The following is a 19,683-nucleotide window of genomic DNA, read 5'->3' on the forward strand; positions in this document are numbered from 1 at the left end:
GATTTCGGATCTTCTCAGGACGCTATCGCAATCGTCGTCGCCGTTTTGGCTTGAGGCTTCATCTGCTGGCCGGGTTGCTCAACTACCAGGCAACACATCCAATTTGATTCGTGCAAGAGGTCTATTGCTTAGGAATTTTCGCTTCGATACAAATCGTGCTACAGACTGCGCCATCCATTGCGCCACAGATCGGGAGATCACAGATCAGGAGACCACAGATCAGGAGACCACAGCGGTGAAAGGCAGCTTTCAAGATCAGGCGATCGCCCTGGCCCAACAAGCGAACCAAGCCCTGGCGGCAGCAGACTGGTCGATCGCCCTAGCAGGCTATCGGGCGGCCCTCCGGTTGGATCCAGCAATTCCCGGCGTTTATATCAACCTGGCGGCAGCCCTGAAGGGATTGGGCAAGATGGCCGCCGCTCGCCAGGCCTGTGCCCAAGCGCTGCGGCTGAATCCGCACAGCGCCATCGGAGTGCGTAATTGGTTAGCCTTGTTGGATTGGGCCGATCAAACCCAGGCGATTCAAGCCTGCCACCATCTTTTGGATCAAATTCCTGAGTCCGCAGCCCTCTACGTAGCCGCTGCCCATCGGTTAAACAATCGAGATCAGTTTCCCGAGTTGATGGATTGGGTGCGATCGCGCCCCCTGCCTGATACTTGGCGCAATTTACCCTCCTTCGATCGCGCGGCGATCGGCTATTGGCAAGGACTCAAACATTACTTTGATGGGGATTTGGCTACAGCAGAAACTTGGTTGCAACAGGCGATCGCCGATGAGGTGACCTACCAACCGCCCCACATTCAACTCAGCCTGATCCTGGCGGAGCAGCGCCGCCTGACGGGAGCACTAGCCGTTTTGGATGCCGCCTGTGCTCGCTGGCCGAACCATGGCACGTTGCGCCACAACCGGGCCCTCTGTTTGCTCACCCTGGGGCGCTGGGCGGAGGGGTTTTTGGAAAATGAGTGGCAGTGGCGATCGGGACAAATGACCAAACAGGACTTGCCCGGTCAGGAATGGGACGGAACCCCAATTCCCGATCGCACGATTCTGATTTGGGCTGACCAAGGTTTTGGGGACTCACTGCAATGGGCCCGCTACCTTCAGTGGGTTGCCGATCGCTGTCAAACGGTGATTCTGCTTTGCCCGAAAGCGCTGGTGCGGGTGATGCGATCGGCTCCAGGGGCGGGATATGTCACCGATGGTGTTTGCGAAACCCTCCACTTCAACACCCATTTACCCCTGTCCAGTCTGCCCCGCTTGACCCAAACCACGGTCGATCGCGTCCCGGCTCCGATTCCTTACCTGTTTCCCACTGCCACCGAGGCGATCGCGCCGCTCCCACTGCCAAAACCGGATCAACGCCGGGTCGGGATTGTTTGGGCCAGTGGGTTTCGATCGGGCGATCGCCTAGAAGCCGTCCACCGCCAAAAATCCAGCAGTCTCCCGGAGTTAGCGGCGGCCCTCAATTTGCCCGGTGTGCAGCTCTACAGCTTGCAGGTCGATCGCTCCGATGCGGATGTGGCCCACCTGGCTCAATTTGGAATCCTTGACCTGGCTCCGCAGATCAAGGACTTTGCCGACACGGCCGCCTATTTGGCCCAGCTCGACCTGCTGATCACGGTGGACACGGCCATCTGTCATTTGGCCGGAGCGATGGGCAAACCGGTTTGGACGTTGCTCTGTTTTGCGGCCGATTGGCGCTGGCTGCTCGATCGCCCCGATACACCCTGGTATCCCACCATGCGGCTCTTTCGGCAGACCGAGCCTGGTGACTGGTCGGAACCCTTACAGCAGGTGCGATCGGCCCTGCTGGCCGGGCAGTTCTAAAGCTTGGAGACTCTGAATTTTGGAGACTCCGAATCTGGGAAGCTCTCACTCTTGGCAACCATGCAATCCTCGCACAGCCATCTTTTGGCCCATGCTCCCGAGGCGATCGCCCAGCTTCAGGCTGGCTTGGCGGCCCAAGGGGCTGAGCAATGGTCAACCGCCCGTCATCATTACCAGCAAGGCATTCAGCAAGATCCCCATTGGGCGGGTCTGTACGTGAACCTTTGCGCCACCTATCGAGCCACCCAAGCCACTCAGCCAGCAGAACGGGCCCTCGACTTGGCTTTGCGCCTGGATCCACAACTGGGAATCGCCCATTACTACGCTGGACTGCTGGCGCTCGATCGGGGCGATCGGGAAACGGCCCTGCGATCGTTGCAAACGGCCCTCGCCCAGGATCCGGAACTCCCTGAAACCTATCTCACCTTTGGACAAGTTTGGATCGATCAAGCTGGCTTAAGCTCTTGGCTAACTTGGCTACGCCAAAACCCGCCTCCTACAGCTATTCAACGGCTGGCCCCTAAACAGCGGGCAATCATCGCTTTTTGGCAAGGCATGGCTTGGGATGACAACGATTCAGGGATTTCAGAACCAGCCAAAGCAGAGCAGTCCCTACGCTATGCCATTACCTGTGATCCCGGGCTGGGTAATGCGGCTGCCCGGTTAGGAAAACTCCTAGCGAACCAAAATCGATTTGAAGAAGCCCTCCACATCACAGAACAATCCTTGAAATACCAACCGGAAGATCCTTTCTTGCGACTCAACCATGCCCTTTGCTTACTCTCCCTAGGGCGATGGGATGAGGGTTGGCAGGCCTACGAATGGCGGCGGTATTCGGATCAAAATCCTTGGGTGCAAGCGGCGGGCCCTGAGTGGGATGGGCAGCCCTTAAAGGGCACGTTGCTGGTACTGACGGAACAGGGCTTGGGGGATACGCTGCAATTTAGCCGCTATCTGGCTTGGGCCCGGCAACGGTGCGATCGGGTGGTGCTTTGGTGTCCCCAGTCGCTGGTGCGGCTCATGGAAACGGTGGCTGGGGTTGATCAGGTCTTCGCGGGTGACGATTGCCACATTCCTTACCTTGCCCAGGTGTCGCTGTTGAGCTTGCCTCGGTTGGCGAGAACCACCGTTGAGCAAATTCCCGCCCCGATTCCTTACCTGCGGCCGATCGCTCCGCTGGTGAATCAGCGCCCGCTACCGCGCCAAACCTCCCAAGCCTTGGCGGTGGGGATCGTGTGGCAAAGCGGCCCGCACATGAAAGACGCGGCCCGCAAGTGTATGGCACTGGATCCTTTGGCGATCGCTCTGCAATGTCCCGGTGTACAGCTCTACAGCTTCCAGGTCGATCGCTCCGAGGCCGAAGCCGAGCGTCTGGTGACCCAGGGAATTGTTGACCTCGCTCCCCAAATCAAGGATTTTGCCGACACGGCGGCCTATCTGGCGCAAATCGATTTGCTCGTCACGGTTGATACGGCCATTTGCCACTTAGCCGGAGCCATGGGTAAACCGGTTTGGACGCTGCTGCCCTATGCGGCCGATTGGCGCTGGTTACGCGATCGCCCCGATACGCCCTGGTATCCCACCATGCGCCTGTTTCGGCAGTCGCGGCCCGGCAGTTGGGCGGAACCCCTCGATCGGGTGCGATCGGCGCTGGAGGGTTGGGCGCGATCGGGCGCTGAACCGTTTCGATCGAACCCAGCATCTCACCAATCGCGATAGACTGGCTCCGATTCTTCCGCAACCTTGCCCAGGTTTTCTGCCCGTGAGTCTTTCCGCCTTGCCCACCCTCTCTGAACCCCTGATGATTGGCTGGCTCTATCCCAAGCTAATGAGCACCTATGGCGATCGGGGGAATGTGACCTGTTTGCAGCGGCGCTGTGAATGGCGCGGCATCCCGGTGCGAATTCAAGCGCTCGATCGAGACACAGACCCCAGCCAGTTCACCCAGGTGGACTTGATCGTGGGCGGCGGCGCACAGGATCGCCAGCAGGAAATCGTGATGCGAGATCTGCAAGGGGCCAAGGCCGCAGCCCTGAAAGGGGCGATCGAGGTCGGCGTGCCCGGCGTGTTCACCTGTGGCGCACCGCAGTTGCTTGGCCATTATTACGAACCCGGTTTAGGTCAGCGCATCCAAGGGCTGGGCGTGTTGGATTTGGTGACTGTGCATCCGGGCCCCGACGCGCCCCGCTGCATCGGCAATCTGGTGCTGGAGGTGACCGCCGAACGGCTGGCACGGGAGTTGCGGCTGATGTTGGGGGATGTGCCTTACCTGATCGGTTTTGAAAACCACGGGGGCCGCACTAAGCTGGGATCAGTGGAGCCGCTGGCCCGGGTAGTACGCGGCTTGGGCAATAACGGCGAAGACCAAACCGAAGGCGCGTTTCACTGCAATGCGATCGCCACCTATTCCCACGGGCCCCTGTTGCCGAAAAATCCCTTTTTGGCTGATTGGATGATCCAAACGGCGATCGCCCGACGCACGGGGGAATCCTGCGCATTGAACCGCCTGGACGATTCTCTGGCCGATCGGGCGCGATCGGTCATGCTCCAGCGCCTCAACGTTGGGTAGGGGCAAATCGTCGCAAATTTTCCGCGTTAAACTGTCTCTTCCGCAAGGCTCCATTTCGGGGATTGAAAACCACAACTGCTAATCGGCAGGAGCAATCATCCACTTTTTCAATCAATCAGTTCAAAACTGCTGGGAAATGGGCTGAAACGACGAATGGCCGGCTCATTGGGCCGTCGTCAGCTTCCTGATTGGAGGATGGGGAGTGATGGCCAGCACTGTCTCCTCTGCAATCTTGCGTTACAAGTAAGAGAGGCAGGGGGCAATGACCTGGTGGATCACTGATAAATCACTGGTAAATCATTGGTCGGTGGCAAGGTTCATGGTTGACAGATTTTGTGACGAATCACGGTCACAATGATCTCAGGCAGGGGAAGATGTCAACTTCGCTAGTCTCTGATATCGCGATCGCCCACCTTCAACCTGGCGTGATTGCAATTGCCCCCTCAATTGAGCCTTAGCGCCGCCCTTCGGGTGGGTTTAGCTCTCTCAAAATTGCTCAATGGCAGTGGATTTGCCGCATTGCTTCACTCGTTAGGAGGTTTTCATGGCCCCTTCACTCGTGTCTTCGACTGCTTCCTTACCCGATCGCGCCGCCGTTTGGGAAAGCTTGGTGCAAGCGATCGCCTCTAGCTCCGGTTTTGAACGCTGGCTGGAACAACAACCCAGCACGCCCAATCAACCCACGGTCACGGATTTGCTGGTGCGTCGCTATCTGCGTGAGACCTTGGAAACCCTTGCTTACTAGGTCTAGCTCAGGTTTTTTCCAGTTTTTTTCCAGGATTAAACGTTTCCAGGATTAAACGTTTCCAGAATTAAACGATCGCTTCAAGCGTAGTTGATTCAAATAGGCTCAAATAAGCACCCAAGAGACCAACCCAGCGAGGGGATCTCTCGGGTGCTTTGGTTTGGGCAGCTCGTTAGGACGGTGCATCAGGACAATCGCCCGGCTGTGCCTAGCGCTGTTTCGATCGCGCGGCCACGGAATTGGAGGACGGCCGCACAATCGACCATTCATCCACCGCCGCCATCGGATCGATCGCCTCGGCATCCTCTTCCAACAGGGGTTCTTCTTCCAGCAACTCAAAGGGCGAATCGGCACTGTCAATGGCAACACCAATTAAGCGGATGGTGCTGGTTTCCTCGTCGGTCAACTCATCCAATCGCTGGGTAAAGGCGGTCTTGTCGGTGTGGCCAGGGCGAGCCACCAAAATCAACCCGTCCGTTTGGGACTCCAACAGCAAGGCATCGTTAGCATTGTTGAGAGTCGTTGCTTCCACAATCACGTAGTCAAAGCGACTGCGAGCATCCAGCAGGAGTTGCCGAATTTCGCTAGATTCCAAAATCGCCGCGCAATCATTCTGGGGGCCAGGACTGGGGGCAATGTAGAGATTTTCCACCTCGGGAACCATCCGCGCACAGTTGTTCAAACTGCTGTAGTAGTGGAACGGTTCACGAACCGCATCCGGATCCGGGGCCACGCGCAGAGCCTTGGCGGCGGAGGGGGCGCGCAAGTCCAGTTCAATCAACAGGGTGCGTTTACCCGATCGCGCCGCTGCGATCGCCAAGTTATAGGCCACCACCGATTTTCCTTCACCCACGTCCACGCTGCTCATCAACAGCACTTTCAGGCTGCTATCCAGGCGGCGCAAGTTACTGCGGAATTGTTCATAGGCCTCCCCTGGGGGCGAGGGTTCCACCAACACCGGCAACAGGCCCGGCGCACGGGCAGCCAATTCCGGCAAAATGCCCAGCAGTTTGATATCCCGCTCGGCCAAGGCGCTGCGAATTTCGCTGTCGGACTGGTAGCGGCGATCGAGCATTCCCAACACCAGCAACAACGCCCCGCTCAAGACCAAACCGCCCGCAAACCCGGCCGGCAGGGTCAACCGCATGGAGAGCTTTTGCGCAATTTCCTCGGAGCGAATGGCGGCCGGTTGGGCGATCGTGAGGCTGCTGACGGTTTCCGCTTCGGCCGCTTCCGAATCGACTAATTTGGCCTGCATTCGATCGTAGAGCGCTTTTTTCAAGGCCACCTGTTGAGCCAGGCGATCGCGCTCTAGCTGCTTGTTGGGCACGGCTGCATATTCCTGACGCAGCTCCCGTTCCGCCTTCAAAGACAGGGTGAGTTGGCGTTGCAGGGTTTCCTGCTGGGTTTTCAGGGAAACCAAACTGTTGGCTAACTGTTGCCGCGCCGGATCCAGGCTGCTGCTCGATCGAATCCGACTGGTGGCCGCCAGCGGTTTTGCCCCCGCCATGCTGCCGCCAACCACCTCTTGGGCCCGGCGATTCAACAGGGTCTCTAGGGACTGTTGCCGCTGCATCAACAATTGCATTTGGGGATGCTCCGGCCGCAGGCGTTGGCTTTGGAGCAGCCACTCCGCCTCCACCTGCTGAAGCTGCACTCGCAACTGGGCTAGCATCGGATCGGAACTGAGTGCCGAAGACACATAGGCATCGTCCACCGACAGGCCCAGCCGCTGTTCCAGGGAGCGCACCTGGGCGGTCACACCTTCCAGTTGCAGTTGCAGTTGGCGCTGCTGATTCCCGATCGTGGCGATCGACTCAATCAGGGCCCCATTTTGGGCCGCCAAAATTGCCGCCCCTTCCACCCGATCGTATCGTTCCAAATTGCGCTCCGCCGCCCGCAGTTCTCCAATCACCTGCGGCAGCCGGGCCCGAATCGCGTCAATAATTCCCTTCACCCGCGCAGCATTCAGTTGACGGCTTTTCTCCACCATCAACTTCATGAGGGTGTTTGTAATCTTTTCGCCCCGCTCCCCTTTCTCATCCGTGAAGCGCACTTCCAAGGTTGGCGGGCCGCTTTCCTTTTTCTTTTCTTTTTCATCACCAGCGTTGGGATCGCGCACCCGCAGGCTTTTGAGCAACAACTCCGGATCCATCCGAAATTCCTTGGCCACGGGCGCGATGATGTCCGGCGCGGTCAAAATGTCTGGTGATAGGGTTTGCCCTTGCTCCACAATCGCCGCTCCCGTTTCCGAAAACGACACCCCCGCCCGTTGGTATGACAAAACTCCCAAGATGCTATAGCGCGGGGGCGGCACGGGCAACAACGACAGTCCCGCACCAACGCCGGCCCCCAAAATTGGGCCCACGGGCAGGATCCACAAATAGCGCTTGAGGGCTAGGGAAAACCGCTTAACCAGGGGCGAGGCCATGATTCAGGAATGAGCAAAGGGTGATCCAACGATAGCAAACCTATTCAAGGACGACGAAAACAGATCAGGGACGGCGAAAACAGATCAAGAACTGGTTTGGGCTGATGGCAGCCGATCGCTGGGCCTTGATTCATTGGCCGATCGCTCGTTCCACAGTCGATCGACCGCACCCGATCGACTGGATCGACTAGTGTTGTTAGGCAGTAGCCAATCAATTTGATAATCAGCCCAAAAGTCCAAAGCTAGCCGGAACTTCCCGCCGCTCCGTACAATACTTGTTTAGATTTCAGTTGCTTAGGTTTCGAGACCCGCAAGAACCCCCACATTGCCGATCGCCCGTTGTGGGTCACGTCCCGGCGGTGGTGGTTGAACCTAGGCAACCCGATCGCCCCGCTATTTTCTGCACCATACTTGCTGAACCATCATGGCTGACAATCCGGAAGTGAAAGCGGAAGTACAAGCGAAGGCCCCCGCTGCGGCCCCAAAAGCTGCCCCAGCCAAAGAAAAAGCCCCCAAACCGGAAGACAAGCCCTTTGGCGAATTTATTGAAACCGAATATTTGCCGGCCCTGCAAAAGGCCCTGGGCAATCGCGGCGTGGCCGGCTTGGCGTTGCAGTTTGTGAATGCCACCGTTCCCATCAAAGGGCTGGAAGACAACCAGTGCTCCCAGGTGATTGGTAGTTGGGGCGATCGGGAATTTCGGGTTTATTTCCCCAAAGACGACATCAACGCCACCAAGGGATTTTCCTATACGGAAAAAGGCGGCCCCCACAGCACCCTCGAACCCTTCTTGATCGATGAGCGGAAGGCAAGCTTAGACCTGTTGGTGAATGCCGTAGCCCTCCGGTTGCGGGCCCAAAAGTGGATCGAACGCAACTAGGCTAACTTCGGCGTTTTGCATGGCTCCAACATCCCAATCGCCTAACCTTGGTTCGGGAATGGGATCCAATCCAGTCCTTTGCGATCAGGGATTTCAAGTCATCTCTGATCCATTGGGCTTGGGATGCTGCTGTGCGCTGGTTCGGTTCTTGGATCGAGCCAAGGAACAGCCCAACCAAAACTCAGGTGCTCGGCTTGCTGAGGCTCGGCCTGTCTCGTCAGAAACTCAGTCTGACTGATCCAGCCGGTTTCAGCGGGATCGCGAGAACCCCGAAACTCAAAACTGCAAAAGTTCTTAGAATCAGAGCTTTTTAGCGTATTGTTTTCTTGAAACGGGCGAGGAGGGATTCGAACCCCCGACACCGTGATCCGTAGTCACGTGCTCTATCCACTGAGCTACACGCCCTAGCTCGACGGCGGTTAACCGTTTAGCGCCGAACAATCATAGCACAGGTTATCCGGAGCATGACAAGTCTCGACCAAAATTTTTTGGAGCGAGGGCCAAACTCAGCCACTGCCGTTGATTTGGCCGCTGGGGGGGGCGATCGAGCCGTGGCCGCCCCCTCGCTCACCCACCTAGACGGCAGCGGTGAAGCCAGAATGGTGGACATTTCCGCCAAAACGGCCACCACGCGGGAAGCCCTGGCCGAAGCGCGTGTCCGAATGCTGCCCGCCACCCTCGCGGCGATCGAGTCTGGCAATGCCCCCAAAGGAGACGTGCTGGGGACGGCCCGCATTGCCGGAATCATGGCCGCAAAACAAACGGCTAACCTCATTCCCCTTTGTCATCCCTTGCCCCTGAGCAAGGTGCAGGTTACCCTCACACCCGATCGCGCCCTTCCGGGCTACATCATCCAAGCCAGCGTGAAAACCAAAGCCGAAACAGGCGTAGAGATGGAAGCGCTCACGGCCGCATCGGTAGCCGCCTTGACCCTTTACGACATGGCAAAGGCGCTAGAAAAGTCAATGCAAATTGAGGCCGTGCGGCTGATTACCAAAACCGGCGGCAAATCTGGCGACTACCAGGCCCCCGATCGCCCTTGAGACAACAGCAGCCATTTGCTATGGTCTGTGCAACCCTGTGCAAATTTCTATTGCTAATGGTTGACAAAAATTCATCGATCGCGATGAATACCTTTTTTGATCAAGCGTTTTTGACCAGTTCCCTTGAAACTTCCTCCTGAAAATTAACCCCGAGAATTAACCCCGAGAATTAACCCCAAGAATTAGCCCTGAAAACTAACCCTGAGAATTAACCCTGAAAAAAGTTGAGAATTTCCCTCGAAACCCAACCATTGAAAGCCCCCTGCTAATAGCCCCTTGTTGAACGCTCTTGGTAACCCTAACCCAGTTACTGTGCAGGTCTCAGCCATTCTGCAGACACTCCTGAAGGTGAATGGTGGCCGCTGGCACTGGGCGCGCGATCGCCCAAGTTTCGGCCCCCAAACGGCTCTCAGCGGCCCCAGGCTAAATGGCCATTTGCCGTTTTCGTCTGCGCCCTTTTGTCCGTAACCGCTGTTTTTTCGACTGTTCTTTTCGACTGTTGTTTTAAAAGATCGCCCTATGATTCCTACCATTGCCCAAGATCAAGTCGATCGGATTGTTCACAACCATCATCACAATCCCTTTGAAGTCCTTGGCCCCCACCTGGTGCTTCAGCAAGATGGTGAAACAACCTGGGCAATTCGGGCCTATTTGCCCAGCGCCAGCGCCGCTTGGGCGATCTTTCCCGAAGAACGTCTTGAAGTGCCGATGGTCTCTGTGCATCATCCGCACTTTTTTGAGTGCATTATCACCCGCCACGAAATCGCCAACTACCAACTGCGGATCCAAGAAGGGGAGCATGAGCGGGTGCTCTATGACCCCTACGCTTTTCGATCGCCCCTGGTCACCGATTTTGACATTCACCTCTTTTGCGAAGGCAATCACCACCGCATTTACGAAAAACTGGGGGCCCACCTCACGGAAATTGAGGGAGTCAGCGGCGTTTACTTCGCCGTTTGGGCCCCCAACGCGCGTAATGTTTCCGTCTTGGGCGATTTCAACTACTGGGATGGCCGCAAGCACCAAATGCGGAAAATGGACGGCGGCGTTTGGGATTTGTTCATCCCCGGTGTCAAAGCAGGAGATCCCTACAAATTCGAGATCAAAAACTGGGAAGGGCACATTTACGAAAAGAGCGATCCCTACGGATTCCAGCAGGAAGTGCGCCCCAAAACCGCCTCGATCGTGGCCAACCTGGATCACTACCAGTGGAGCGACAACGATTGGATGGACAAGCGCCGCCACACCGCGCCCCTAGAGCAGCCGGTTTCGGTTTATGAAGTCCATCTCGGCTCCTGGTTGCATGAAAACTTTGCATTTCCCGGAACCCACTACGACGGTACGCCAGCCGAATCGGTTTCCGTGGCAGAACTGAAGCCCGGCACTCGATTTTTGACCTATAAAGAACTGGCCGATCGCCTGATTCCCTACGTCAAAGAGATGGGCTTCACCCATGTGGAATTGTTGCCCGTAGCAGAGCACCCCTTTGATGGATCTTGGGGTTACCAAGTCATTGGTTATTATGCCGTCACCTCGCGTTATGGCACACCTCAAGACTTCATGTATTTTGTCGATCAATGCCACCAAAACGGCATTGGTGTGATTGTGGATTGGGTGCCCGGCCACTTCCCGAAAGATGGCCATGGGTTGGCAGGATTTGACGGCACTTGCCTTTATGAACATGCCGATCCCCGCAAGGGTGAACACAAGGAATGGGGCACTTTAATCTTTAACTATGGCCGCAATGAAGTGCGGAATTTCCTAGTTGCCAATGCCCTTTTCTGGTTCGACAAATATCACATTGACGGCATCCGCGTGGATGCGGTGGCCTCAATGCTGTATCTGGATTATTGCCGCAAGGATGGGGAATGGTTGCCCAACCAATACGGTGGTCGAGAAAACATTGAAGCGGCTGATTTTCTGCGGCAAACCAACCATCTGTTGTTCAGTTACTATCCCGGCGTACTCTCGATCGCGGAAGAGTCCACTGCTTGGCCGATGGTTTCTTGGCCAACCTATGTGGGAGGCTTGGGCTTCAATTTAAAGTGGAACATGGGCTGGATGCACGACATCCTCGACTATTTCTCGATGGATCCCTGGTTCCGCCAATTCCACCAAAACAATGTCACCTTCAGCATTTGGTACGCCTTTAGCGAGAATTTCATGCTGGCTCTGTCCCACGATGAAATTGTCCATGGCAAGAGCAATATGCTCGGAAAAGTGCCCGGTGATGAGTGGCAAAAATTCGCCAACTTGCGCTGTCTTTATGCCTACATGTTCACGCACCCGGGCAAGAAAACGCTCTTTATGAGCATGGAGTTTGGCCAATGGAGTGAGTGGAATGTTTGGGGTGATTTGGAGTGGCATTTGCTGCAATACGAACCTCATCAGAAGCTGAAGCAGTTTGTGACTGATTTGAATCAGCTTTATCGCAACGAGCCTTGCCTCTATACCCAAGATTGCCGTCAGGAAGGGTTTGAGTGGATTGATTGCAGCGACAACAACCACAGTGTGGTTTCATTTGTGCGCTGGGATAAGGATTACAAGGATTTTGTAGTGGTGGTTTGTAATTTCACGCCGCAACCCCATTCCCATTACCGCGTGGGGGTTCCCAAGTTGGGCTTCTATCGCGAAGTGCTCAATAGCGATTCGCGCAAATATGGCGGCAGCAACATGGGCAATTTAGGGGGCAAATGGGCGGAGGAATGGTGGTTCCACGATCGCCCCTACTCGATCGACCTCTGCTTACCTCCATTGGGCGTGTTGGTGCTCAAGTTGGATCATGCGGCCACGGCCGCAGCCAGCGCCGAGGGTGACTTTTAGGGAGTCTCCCAAGTCACGGTCTAGGGGGTTTTGTAGGGGCTTTTGAGGCAACTTTCGGGCGGTTTTGGGCTTCCCGGCCGCTGTGAACCCGGGGGCGATCGCAATCGAGCGATCGTCCCCTTGCACTCCGGTCTGAGCGTGATATTCTAGAGAGCTGCTGTCTGTACTTAGCAACACCCAAGCAAATTCGTCATGCCCCTGCAACAAGAGCGCAAACAAACCGTCATCAATGACTTCCAAACCCACGGCACCGATACCGGCTCGGCGGATGTGCAAGTGGCGTTGTTGACGGCGCGCGTCGAGCAACTCAGCGAACACCTGAAAAAGAACAAGAAAGATCACGCCTCTCGTCGTGGTCTGCTGCAAATCATTGGTCGCCGTAAGCGCCTGCTGGCTTACATCCTGAAGCAGGATCGTGAGCGTTACCAAGCGCTGATCAAGAAACTCGGCATTCGCGGTTAGGGAGCGCTATCCATCGTGTCAGGCGAGCCTCCCTCTCCATCGCCGCGCGATCGCTTGCCCTTTGAACCGGGAAAACGCCGCAAGGCCAAGGCTGAATCTGAGCCAACCCCTGCGACGACACCGGCTCCGCGCAAGCTGAACCCGCTGCCTCCCTCCACCAAAGCCAAGCCAGCCAAAACCACCCAGCCGGACTCCGCTCCCAAACGGGTCTACACGCGATCGGAAATGGCAATTCCCGATTCGGTGAGTAAGCGCATGGCCAAACGGATGGTGGTGTTTTGTGGTGTCCCGACGGTCTTGAGCTTTGCCAGCTTCATCGGGGCCTACTTTGTCAACACGCAAACAGAAGTCCATTTACCCAATGTGCTGGTTTTTTCGTCCAGTTTGGGATTCCTGGTGCTGGGGGTGTTGGGACTGAGCTATGGGGTGTTGTCTTCGTCATGGGATGAAACAGCGCCAGGCAGCTTGTGGGGAATCGGGGAGTTTCGGGTGAACTTTGGCCGCATGGTTGAAGGTTGGCGAGCAGCCCAGTCAGCCCGAAACAAAGAAAAATCTTAATTACACTAGAGAGGACGAACGGGGCTGCCAGGATACCTGGCGGCTCCGCGCGCTTTAGGGATGTGGGATCCAATCCGTGACGGGTTAGCGGGGGCAAGGGTGTCAGGAACGCAGGTGGTGTTATCAGTTCGACGGCGGGGCTTGGGCAAGCGCGTGGGGGGCCTGGCGGCGTTTCGATCGCGGCTTTGGTCTGCCAGCTAGCCTGGCTACACTCCTAAAACGCTCAAAATCCCATCAACAGAGGCTTCAATCATGATCATTGTGATGCGTGCGGGCGCACCCGCTGAAGAGATCGATCGCGTTGCGGACGAGTTCAAGAGCTGGGGCTTGGATCCTGAAAAAATCGTCGGGAAACATAAAGTGGTGCTGGGTCTGGTGGGCGACACGGCCAGCATGGATCCCGAACGGATGGAAGAAATTAGCCCCTGGATTGAACAGGTGCTGCGGGTGGAACAGCCGTTCAAGCGGGCCAGCCGGGAATATCGCCACGGGGAAGCCAGCGAGGTTACGATTCCTACTCCCAACGGCCCGGTAACCATTGGCGAAAATCACCCGATCGCGGTGGTGGCGGGCCCTTGCTCCGTGGAAAACGAGGAAATGATTGTGGAAACGGCCCTGCGAGTCAAGGCAGCCGGGGCCCAATTCCTGCGGGGTGGGGCCTTCAAGCCTCGGACTTCGCCCTATGCGTTCCAGGGCCATGGTGAAAGTGCCTTGGAACTGTTGGCGGCGGCTCGGGATGCGTCCGGATTGGGGATCATCACGGAGGTGATGGACACGGCCGACATCGAAAAGATCTACGAAGTGGCGGATGTGCTGCAAGTGGGGGCCCGCAATATGCAGAATTTCTCGCTGCTGAAGCAGATTGGGGCCCAAGATAAGCCGGTGCTGCTGAAGCGGGGGATGTCTGCCACGATCGAGGAATGGTTGATGGCGGCAGAATACATCATGGCGGCGGGCAACCCGAATGTGATCCTCTGCGAGCGCGGCATTCGCACGTTCGATCGCCAATACACCCGCAACCATTTGGATCTGGCTGCTGTGCCGGTGCTGCGTCGCCTCACCCACTTGCCGATTATGGTGGATCCTAGCCACGGCACGGGCTGGGCCCACTTCGTACCCACGATGGCCAAGGGATCGATGGCCGTGGGCTGTGATTCGCTGATGATTGAAGTTCACCCGAATCCGAAGAAGGCCCTGTCGGATGGGCCCCAATCCCTGACTCCGGATCAGTTCGATGCGTTGATGGCGGAGTTGGCGGAATTTGGTCGGGCCCTGAAGCGGTGGCCCACTCCGGCGGCTGTGCCTGCGTTGGTGTAGTTAACCGTTGCCATGTGATGAGTCGGTTCAACCGAGTCCAGCCCGATCGGGTTCAATTCCGTTGAATCGGGTGTGATGAACCCTTTGCTTGAAATCTAGTTGTGAAGTGATGGGGCGATCTGTTCGATCGCCCCATTCCTCTTAGGGATGGAATCTTGGGGATCCGCAAGCGGCTGGAACCGAGATCCCGCCGTGAATTTCGGAGGCGATCGCAACAATCCAGCCCAGACCACCCCATGTAAGTTGTTCAGACTATTCCAGGGCGATCGCCCGTTGATAGGCTTGCACTTGCAGATCGATCCCCGTGATGGCAGTTCCCACAACCACGGCAAAGGCTCCCCGATCGATCGCAGCCCGGGCCATGGCCGGCGAGGCAATGCCCCCTTCACAAATGCAAGGCACTGTCAAGCGCGTGACCATTTGCGTTAACAGATCCCATCCCGGCGGGGTCTGGTCTTGGGTCGCTTCCGTGTAGCCATACAGCGTTGTGCCCACCAAGTCAGCTCCCGCTTGGGCGGCGGCTTCGGCCGCTTCCCAGGTGTCAACGTCGGCCATTACTGGTTTCCCCAATTCCTGATGGATGCGATCGATCAGTTGGGCGGCGGTGTCCCCTTCAGGACGCGATCGCAGGGTGGCATCAATGGCGATGATGTCGGCTCCGGCGGCGGCGATCGCGGCGGCATCGGCAAAGCGTGGCGTGATGTAAACCGAGGAGCCGGGTAGCACCTGCTTCCAAAGGCCAATAATTGGTACATCGGCCCCCAAGCGCGATCGGGTTGCCATCACATGCTCGGGACTGTCTAAACGGATACCCACCGCCCCCCGCAACACAGCCGCTTGGGCCATGGTGGCAATGATCTGAGGATCCCGCAGGGGGGAATCGATCGGGGCCTGGCAAGACACGACCAAACCACCACGCAATTGTGTTATCACCGGCTCAACCCCTAACATGAACGTTATCGATAGATGAAACAGTAGATGAACCGGCCGGCTGAACTGGCCGGCTGTCTCGAACCGAAATCTTCGGTTGCTGGGCGCACCGGCCCCGGGGCAACCTACCCCCATCTAGGGGTGGTGGCTGTGAAATTCCGTTGCACGAACAAGCGCCCCTCCGAGATCCCACGTAAAATGCCCACGTAGAATGGAGCTAATTTTCTGTTTGGCTCGCCTTCAAGGGCCACAGAATACCTTAGCCAGCCTACGGGGGTTAGCCACGCTCCCCACTGCTCCAAGCTGCCCTCAACGCGCTTTTGGGATGGAAACAATCCTGTGAATTCCCCCGATGCCACCACTGCTCTCCAGCCTGCTGCCCTGGAATCCTACACCTTGGCCTTAGGGCTTTGTCGATCGGGGCAATGGACAGAGGCGATCGAGCTGTTTGGCCAGGCGATTAGCCTCGCTCCCAATTGCAGTGCCCTGTGGAATGACTGCGGCAATGCTCTGGCTCGCACCGGCTGCCTCCAGGATGCCATCACCTATTACGATCGGGCGCTGGTGCTGGAGCCGCAAAATCCCCACTATTGGTATAACCGGGGCACGGCCCTTGATGGTGCTGGGCAATTGGAGGGAGCCTTAGCCAGTTATCAGAAGGCGCTGAACTTTGCACCACTGGATCATCGTCTTTGGAATAATTTGGGCGTAACCCACTTCCGGCTGGGCCATTGGGAAGCGGCCGCCCATAACTATAGTCGGTCGATCGAGCTGGATCCCACCTGTCCCCGAGCCTGGCACAATCGCGGCGTGGTTTTACGCAAACTCAATCGGGACAGCGAGGCGCTCACCTGCTATGAGCGATCCCTGGAGTTGGAACCAGCCAGCGCCGCCACCTGGTATCAGCGTGGGATCGTCCTAGACAATCTCAAGCGCCACGATGAAGCCATTGCCAGCTATGACAAAGCCCTCAGTTTGCGGGATGGTGACCACAACATTTGGCATAATCGCGCGATTTCCCTGCGTTGGGTCGGTGATTTGGAAGGGGCCCTCGAAAGCTACCAAAAAGCCCTTACCTTTGACGCGGCCGATGCGGATACTTGGTACTATCGCGGCCGCCTGATGCGACAGTTGGGGCGCATTCGGGAGGCGATCGCCAGCTATGACCTCTCCCTGACCCTGAACCCTGAACAACCTAATGCTTGGTACGATCGGGGCAATGCCCTCTTCGCGATCGGGCAATTACAAGCGGCCATCAAAAGCTACGACGAAACCATCAAGCGCGATCCCACCAAGCCCACCCCTTGGTATAACCGCGGCCTGGCACAGCTCCGGCTGCGGCAACCGGAAGCGGCCCTGATGAGCTACTTGAAGGCAGCCGAACGCGGCCTATCGTTACCGGAGTTGCAATTTTGCCAAGCCTGTTGCTACCTGCTACAAACCCAGCGATCGGATTGCAGTGACTGGGAACGACAAACAGCTCTCGATCGCGCCGCCAGTTGTTTGCAAGCGGCAATTACGGCCAACCCCGATCGCTACGGCTCCTTCGCCACCGCCCACCAACTATTTGAACCGGTCAAGCCCGATGCCAATGGCCGAATTAAGCCCCTGAAAGGATCATCCGTCCCCTGACGATCCGTATTGCCTAATGGCCGATGGTCAGGGGCCTGTTCTTCAGGAACCGATCGCTCAGGGATAGATTCCTAGGGATCCAGGTGATCAATCCGATCGCCCGCTGCCAGTTGCACCACGATCGGCTGGCCACCTTCCGTATGGTGTCGATCGGCCCATTCCCGCAGCACCCGATCTAAATCCGCCATCGCTTCCCCCAGGCGATCGGGCGCAATATCCAACTCCTCGATCGCCCGCATGGCCTGTTGTTTCTCCGGATTCGCCGCCCATTCCCGCAGCAATCGGAAATAGGTCGCCGTGTCCTCCACCGCCGTGTAGCTTCGGGCCTCGGAATCCTTCGGAGTCCAGTAGGAAGCTCGCACCAAGGCATAGAACGGCATTCCCCAAGGCGAATCCAGCCGCGACACCGTTCCCGAATGCAACAATCGCCGCTTGATATGTTCCGTCAGGGCTTCGCTCAGGGGCATTTGCTGCTCGATCGGGAATGGCTCCTGCGATCGGCGATGCAAAAACTCAATTAGCTCCATGAACTGGAACGAGTTCAGAACCTGAGCATCAGGCAACTGATCCGGCAGTTTCCGTTCCAAATAATGCTTTTCTTCGCCGGTTAGGCTCGTCCCTGGAATCCGTGGCTGACCCGGCTTCCAGGGAAACCGCTCCATCCAAACCGCCGGTAACTGAATCAGGTAGCGCGGCTCCTGGGATCCCAACATCCGCAGCAGCTTGCCTTCCGTCAAGGCCTCGCGCACCTCCTCCACAATCGCCTTCACCCGCTTTGGCTCAATGTGGTGCAAGTAGCCCGTATGGCGTAGGTTTTGCCCCTGCTCCAAATAGGTCAGGTAAATGGCGCATTTTGCCGCCGTAGCCGCCGCATCCAAAAATGCCCCGTGGCGGTGGCCACCGGTTCGCATGGCACTAAAGGCCAAAAACAACAGGATGCGATCCATCGCTCCGGCGCTAATGCGCTCAATGAGATCGCGATCGCTCAGTTGCGACTCTTCCAGCACGCGGTGAGATCCTGAACCCAAAACAGCTAACCCTCAATATCAGACCAGCTTCAATAGAACTTTCACGGGAGCGCTTTCATGGGCAAGCGCGGAACAATAACCGAATGACCGATCGCGATCGCGCCAAAAACGCCACCCGATCGACTGACCTTAAAGCAACCTGCGTAGACCCACCGGCCCAAAAAACCGGGACAGTCAACCGCCAGCGCCGCCTTAACGCCCCCATTTCCCCTTCAGCAAGGAAGTTTCTAATAATCGCCCCATTGTGCCATTGGTACTCTGAGACGGCCAAGGGCGATCGTCAGAGATTGGGGGGGAAATACCCGGATGGGTGATTCCCCTTGGGCTTCCAACTTAGCACCCCATCAGACGTTGACGAACCCCTTCCGCAATTCGTTGACCCAGATATTCCGGAATCAAGCTCTCATTGGGGCCCAGTAGATACAAAATCAGCCTTGTTCGTCCCCGCCACACCAGCAAATTGGCATTCACCACCAGCAAATCCTCTTGCCAGATGGCATACATCACCTTGTAGAACAACCCCGGCTGGTTATCCGCCTCAATCAACAGAGCAGGCAAATGGAATACCGGATCCACATAGAACTCCGTTTCCACCTGCTCCAACCCCGCATCCAGGTTGAACTCCACCGCTAGCATCTCTTCCACCTCAAAGTGGCCAGCCAGAGCTTCGCGAATGGCGCGGCAAACATTTTCCGAAGTCTTCTCCGTCAGGGCCTTGCTGCCCCGAGACACCACCAACTTGATGAACACCAGCATTGGTGGGTGAATTTGCCCGTAAAGGCTCAGGCTGTGGATCGTCAGGCCATAGGCCGCTAGCACCCCAAAAATGTCACTGAGCAGAAAGGATTGGTTGCGATAGGCAAAATGCAGTGCGCTTTTGCCCCCTTCCGGCTTCAGTTCAATGACCGCTTGACGAGTTTTGTAGAGTTGATAGGCCAAGCGCAGATTTTGCAGTTGAATTTCACTGCTGACAAACTGCTCGTAAAATTGCGGAAAGGCCCGGTTGAAGCGCTTGAGCAAGTCGAGCGTTGAGGGCTTGAGACCCGAACTCATACCGGATGAAACCGCACCTGCCACCGTGTTTTACCGCTGATAGCGCTTTGAATCCATCTTGACATTCCGTCACTGTTTCACTAACAATTGCCGCAATTTGCTAACAAATGCCGCAATCGGGAAACATCCTGTGTGGTGGCGGTGAAGTTGGCTTCATCCGCTCTACAGGCTGACACAACCCAACCGGTCGCTTTTCGCGCACTAACCACAGTGGGCGATCGCAACTAGGAGCACCCTTCAGAGCCAGCCAGCAGAGCAGGCAAACTTCAGAGCAAGCAAGGGTGACGGCGCAGTCGCCGGTTCCGCAACGCGACTTTAACAGGGCTTTGTAGATGGCCTGATTATCTCAATCGATGGCAGGCCAAGGGACTTGGCTTATAGTCC

General features: G+C 56.8%; 17 protein-coding genes, 1 tRNA gene and 1 pseudogene. 13 read left to right on the plus strand and 6 right to left on the minus strand.

Annotated features, from left to right (window positions below; translation table 11 throughout):
* From VPK24_RS08995 to VPK24_RS09015, 5 genes and pseudogenes are all read left to right on the plus strand, one after another.
* Positions 1 to 107 (plus strand): annotated as a pseudogene (locus tag VPK24_RS08995) (IS5/IS1182 family transposase); the annotation flags it as partial.
* A gap of 128 nt (positions 108 to 235) precedes the next feature.
* On the plus strand, positions 236 to 1,828 hold the full coding sequence (locus VPK24_RS09000) for a glycosyltransferase family 9 protein (protein WP_393012298.1): 1,593 nt from the start codon (positions 236 to 238) through the stop codon (positions 1,826 to 1,828).
* 60 nt (positions 1,829 to 1,888) lie between these two features.
* A complete protein-coding gene (locus VPK24_RS09005) occupies positions 1,889 to 3,547 on the plus strand; it encodes a glycosyltransferase family 9 protein (RefSeq protein WP_393012300.1) in 1,659 nt (552 codons plus the stop codon).
* Between the two features lie 82 nt (positions 3,548 to 3,629).
* On the plus strand, positions 3,630 to 4,397 hold the full coding sequence (locus VPK24_RS09010) for a type 1 glutamine amidotransferase (protein ID WP_393012537.1): 768 nt from the start codon (positions 3,630 to 3,632) through the stop codon (positions 4,395 to 4,397).
* Positions 4,398 to 4,941: 544 nt separating this feature from the next.
* Positions 4,942 to 5,142: a hypothetical protein gene (locus VPK24_RS09015; RefSeq protein WP_190526704.1), complete on the plus strand. Its 201-nt coding sequence runs from the start codon at positions 4,942 to 4,944 to the stop codon at positions 5,140 to 5,142.
* Positions 5,143 to 5,350: 208 nt separating this feature from the next.
* Here the strand turns inward: VPK24_RS09015 and VPK24_RS09020 are convergent, their stop codons facing one another.
* Positions 5,351 to 7,573 carry a GumC family protein gene (locus VPK24_RS09020; protein ID WP_393012303.1) on the minus strand — a complete coding sequence of 741 codons (2,223 nt, stop codon included), beginning with the start codon at positions 7,571 to 7,573 and terminating at the stop codon, positions 5,351 to 5,353.
* A 424-nt stretch (positions 7,574 to 7,997) separates the two neighbouring features.
* On the opposite strand from VPK24_RS09020, the gene VPK24_RS09025 reads away from it, so the two are divergent.
* Positions 7,998 to 8,453 (plus strand): DUF2996 domain-containing protein, encoded by a 456-nt coding sequence (locus VPK24_RS09025; RefSeq protein WP_393012305.1) that lies wholly within the window; start codon positions 7,998 to 8,000, stop codon positions 8,451 to 8,453.
* Positions 8,454 to 8,785: 332 nt separating this feature from the next.
* On the opposite strand, the gene VPK24_RS09030 is transcribed toward VPK24_RS09025, so the two are convergent.
* Positions 8,786 to 8,858 (minus strand) — tRNA-Arg (locus VPK24_RS09030).
* Positions 8,859 to 8,917: 59 nt separating this feature from the next.
* Here VPK24_RS09030 and moaC point away from each other — a divergent pair.
* The 6 genes from moaC to aroF all read left to right on the plus strand — a co-directional run bounded on the left by moaC (position 8,918) and on the right by aroF (position 14,656).
* Entirely contained in the window at positions 8,918 to 9,496 is a 579-nt protein-coding gene (gene moaC, locus VPK24_RS09035) for a cyclic pyranopterin monophosphate synthase MoaC (RefSeq protein ID WP_393012307.1), read from the plus strand.
* Between the two features lie 519 nt (positions 9,497 to 10,015).
* The gene (gene glgB / locus VPK24_RS09040; RefSeq protein ID WP_393012309.1) at positions 10,016 to 12,319 is read left to right on the plus strand and encodes a 1,4-alpha-glucan branching enzyme; all 2,304 of its coding nucleotides are present in this window, start codon (positions 10,016 to 10,018) and stop codon (positions 12,317 to 12,319) included.
* Between the two features lie 192 nt (positions 12,320 to 12,511).
* Positions 12,512 to 12,781, plus strand: coding sequence for a 30S ribosomal protein S15 (rpsO, locus tag VPK24_RS09045; RefSeq protein WP_099531875.1), 270 nt, complete (start codon positions 12,512 to 12,514; stop codon positions 12,779 to 12,781).
* Positions 12,782 to 12,796: 15 nt separating this feature from the next.
* Entirely contained in the window at positions 12,797 to 13,339 is a 543-nt protein-coding gene (locus tag VPK24_RS09050) for a PAM68 family protein (RefSeq protein ID WP_393012312.1), read from the plus strand.
* A gap of 60 nt (positions 13,340 to 13,399) precedes the next feature.
* Positions 13,400 to 13,540: a hypothetical protein gene (locus VPK24_RS09055; RefSeq protein ID WP_393012314.1), complete on the plus strand. Its 141-nt coding sequence runs from the start codon at positions 13,400 to 13,402 to the stop codon at positions 13,538 to 13,540.
* 51 nt (positions 13,541 to 13,591) lie between these two features.
* A complete protein-coding gene (gene aroF, locus VPK24_RS09060) occupies positions 13,592 to 14,656 on the plus strand; it encodes a 3-deoxy-7-phosphoheptulonate synthase (RefSeq protein ID WP_393012316.1) in 1,065 nt (354 codons plus the stop codon).
* A gap of 252 nt (positions 14,657 to 14,908) precedes the next feature.
* Here the strand turns inward: aroF and VPK24_RS09065 are convergent, their stop codons facing one another.
* Positions 14,909 to 15,607, minus strand: coding sequence for an N-acetylmannosamine-6-phosphate 2-epimerase (locus tag VPK24_RS09065; RefSeq protein ID WP_393012318.1), 699 nt, complete (start codon positions 15,605 to 15,607; stop codon positions 14,909 to 14,911).
* 318 nt (positions 15,608 to 15,925) lie between these two features.
* Here VPK24_RS09065 and VPK24_RS09070 point away from each other — a divergent pair, with 318 nt between their 5' ends.
* Complete coding sequence (locus VPK24_RS09070) at positions 15,926 to 17,218, plus strand: tetratricopeptide repeat protein (protein ID WP_393012320.1); 1,293 nt, start codon at positions 15,926 to 15,928, stop codon at positions 17,216 to 17,218.
* Between the two features lie 71 nt (positions 17,219 to 17,289).
* Here VPK24_RS09070 and hetR read toward each other — a convergent pair whose 3' ends face one another.
* The 3 genes from hetR to VPK24_RS09085 all read right to left on the minus strand — a co-directional run bounded on the left by hetR (position 17,290) and on the right by VPK24_RS09085 (position 19,299).
* Positions 17,290 to 18,225, minus strand: a complete 936-nt coding sequence (gene hetR, locus VPK24_RS09075) for a heterocyst differentiation master regulator HetR (RefSeq protein WP_393012322.1) — start codon at positions 18,223 to 18,225, stop codon at positions 17,290 to 17,292.
* Between the two features lie 76 nt (positions 18,226 to 18,301).
* Positions 18,302 to 18,517, minus strand: a complete 216-nt coding sequence (locus VPK24_RS09080; RefSeq protein WP_393012324.1) for a hypothetical protein — start codon at positions 18,515 to 18,517, stop codon at positions 18,302 to 18,304.
* A 62-nt stretch (positions 18,518 to 18,579) separates the two neighbouring features.
* A complete protein-coding gene (locus VPK24_RS09085) occupies positions 18,580 to 19,299 on the minus strand; it encodes a hypothetical protein (protein ID WP_099531879.1) in 720 nt (239 codons plus the stop codon).
* Between the last annotated feature and the right edge of the window lie 384 nt (positions 19,300 to 19,683).

The sequence above is a fragment of the Limnothrix redekei LRLZ20PSL1 genome (assembly GCF_043235035.1).
Taxonomy (GTDB): Bacteria; Cyanobacteriota; Cyanobacteriia; order CACIAM-69d; family CACIAM-69d; genus CACIAM-69d.

Bases quoted from the DNA above. Each gene is read 5' to 3' on its own strand.
- VPK24_RS09065 (WP_393012318.1), bottom strand. From the start codon at position 15,607: ATGTTAGGGGTTGAGCCGGTGATAACACAATTGCGTGGTGGTTTGGTC.
- VPK24_RS09055 (WP_393012314.1), top strand. From the start codon at position 13,400: ATGTGGGATCCAATCCGTGACGGGTTAGCGGGGGCAAGGGTGTCAGGA.
- aroF (WP_393012316.1), top strand. From the start codon at position 13,592: ATGATCATTGTGATGCGTGCGGGCGCACCCGCTGAAGAGATCGATCGC.
- VPK24_RS09010 (WP_393012537.1), top strand. From the start codon at position 3,630: ATGATTGGCTGGCTCTATCCCAAGCTAATGAGCACCTATGGCGATCGG.
- VPK24_RS09025 (WP_393012305.1), top strand. From the start codon at position 7,998: ATGGCTGACAATCCGGAAGTGAAAGCGGAAGTACAAGCGAAGGCCCCC.
- VPK24_RS09020 (WP_393012303.1), bottom strand. From the start codon at position 7,573: ATGGCCTCGCCCCTGGTTAAGCGGTTTTCCCTAGCCCTCAAGCGCTAT.
- rpsO (WP_099531875.1), top strand. From the start codon at position 12,512: ATGCCCCTGCAACAAGAGCGCAAACAAACCGTCATCAATGACTTCCAA.
- VPK24_RS09015 (WP_190526704.1), top strand. From the start codon at position 4,942: ATGGCCCCTTCACTCGTGTCTTCGACTGCTTCCTTACCCGATCGCGCC.
- moaC (WP_393012307.1), top strand. From the start codon at position 8,918: ATGACAAGTCTCGACCAAAATTTTTTGGAGCGAGGGCCAAACTCAGCC.
- VPK24_RS09085 (WP_099531879.1), bottom strand. From the start codon at position 19,299: ATGAGTTCGGGTCTCAAGCCCTCAACGCTCGACTTGCTCAAGCGCTTC.
- VPK24_RS09005 (WP_393012300.1), top strand. From the start codon at position 1,889: ATGCAATCCTCGCACAGCCATCTTTTGGCCCATGCTCCCGAGGCGATC.
- glgB (WP_393012309.1), top strand. From the start codon at position 10,016: ATGATTCCTACCATTGCCCAAGATCAAGTCGATCGGATTGTTCACAAC.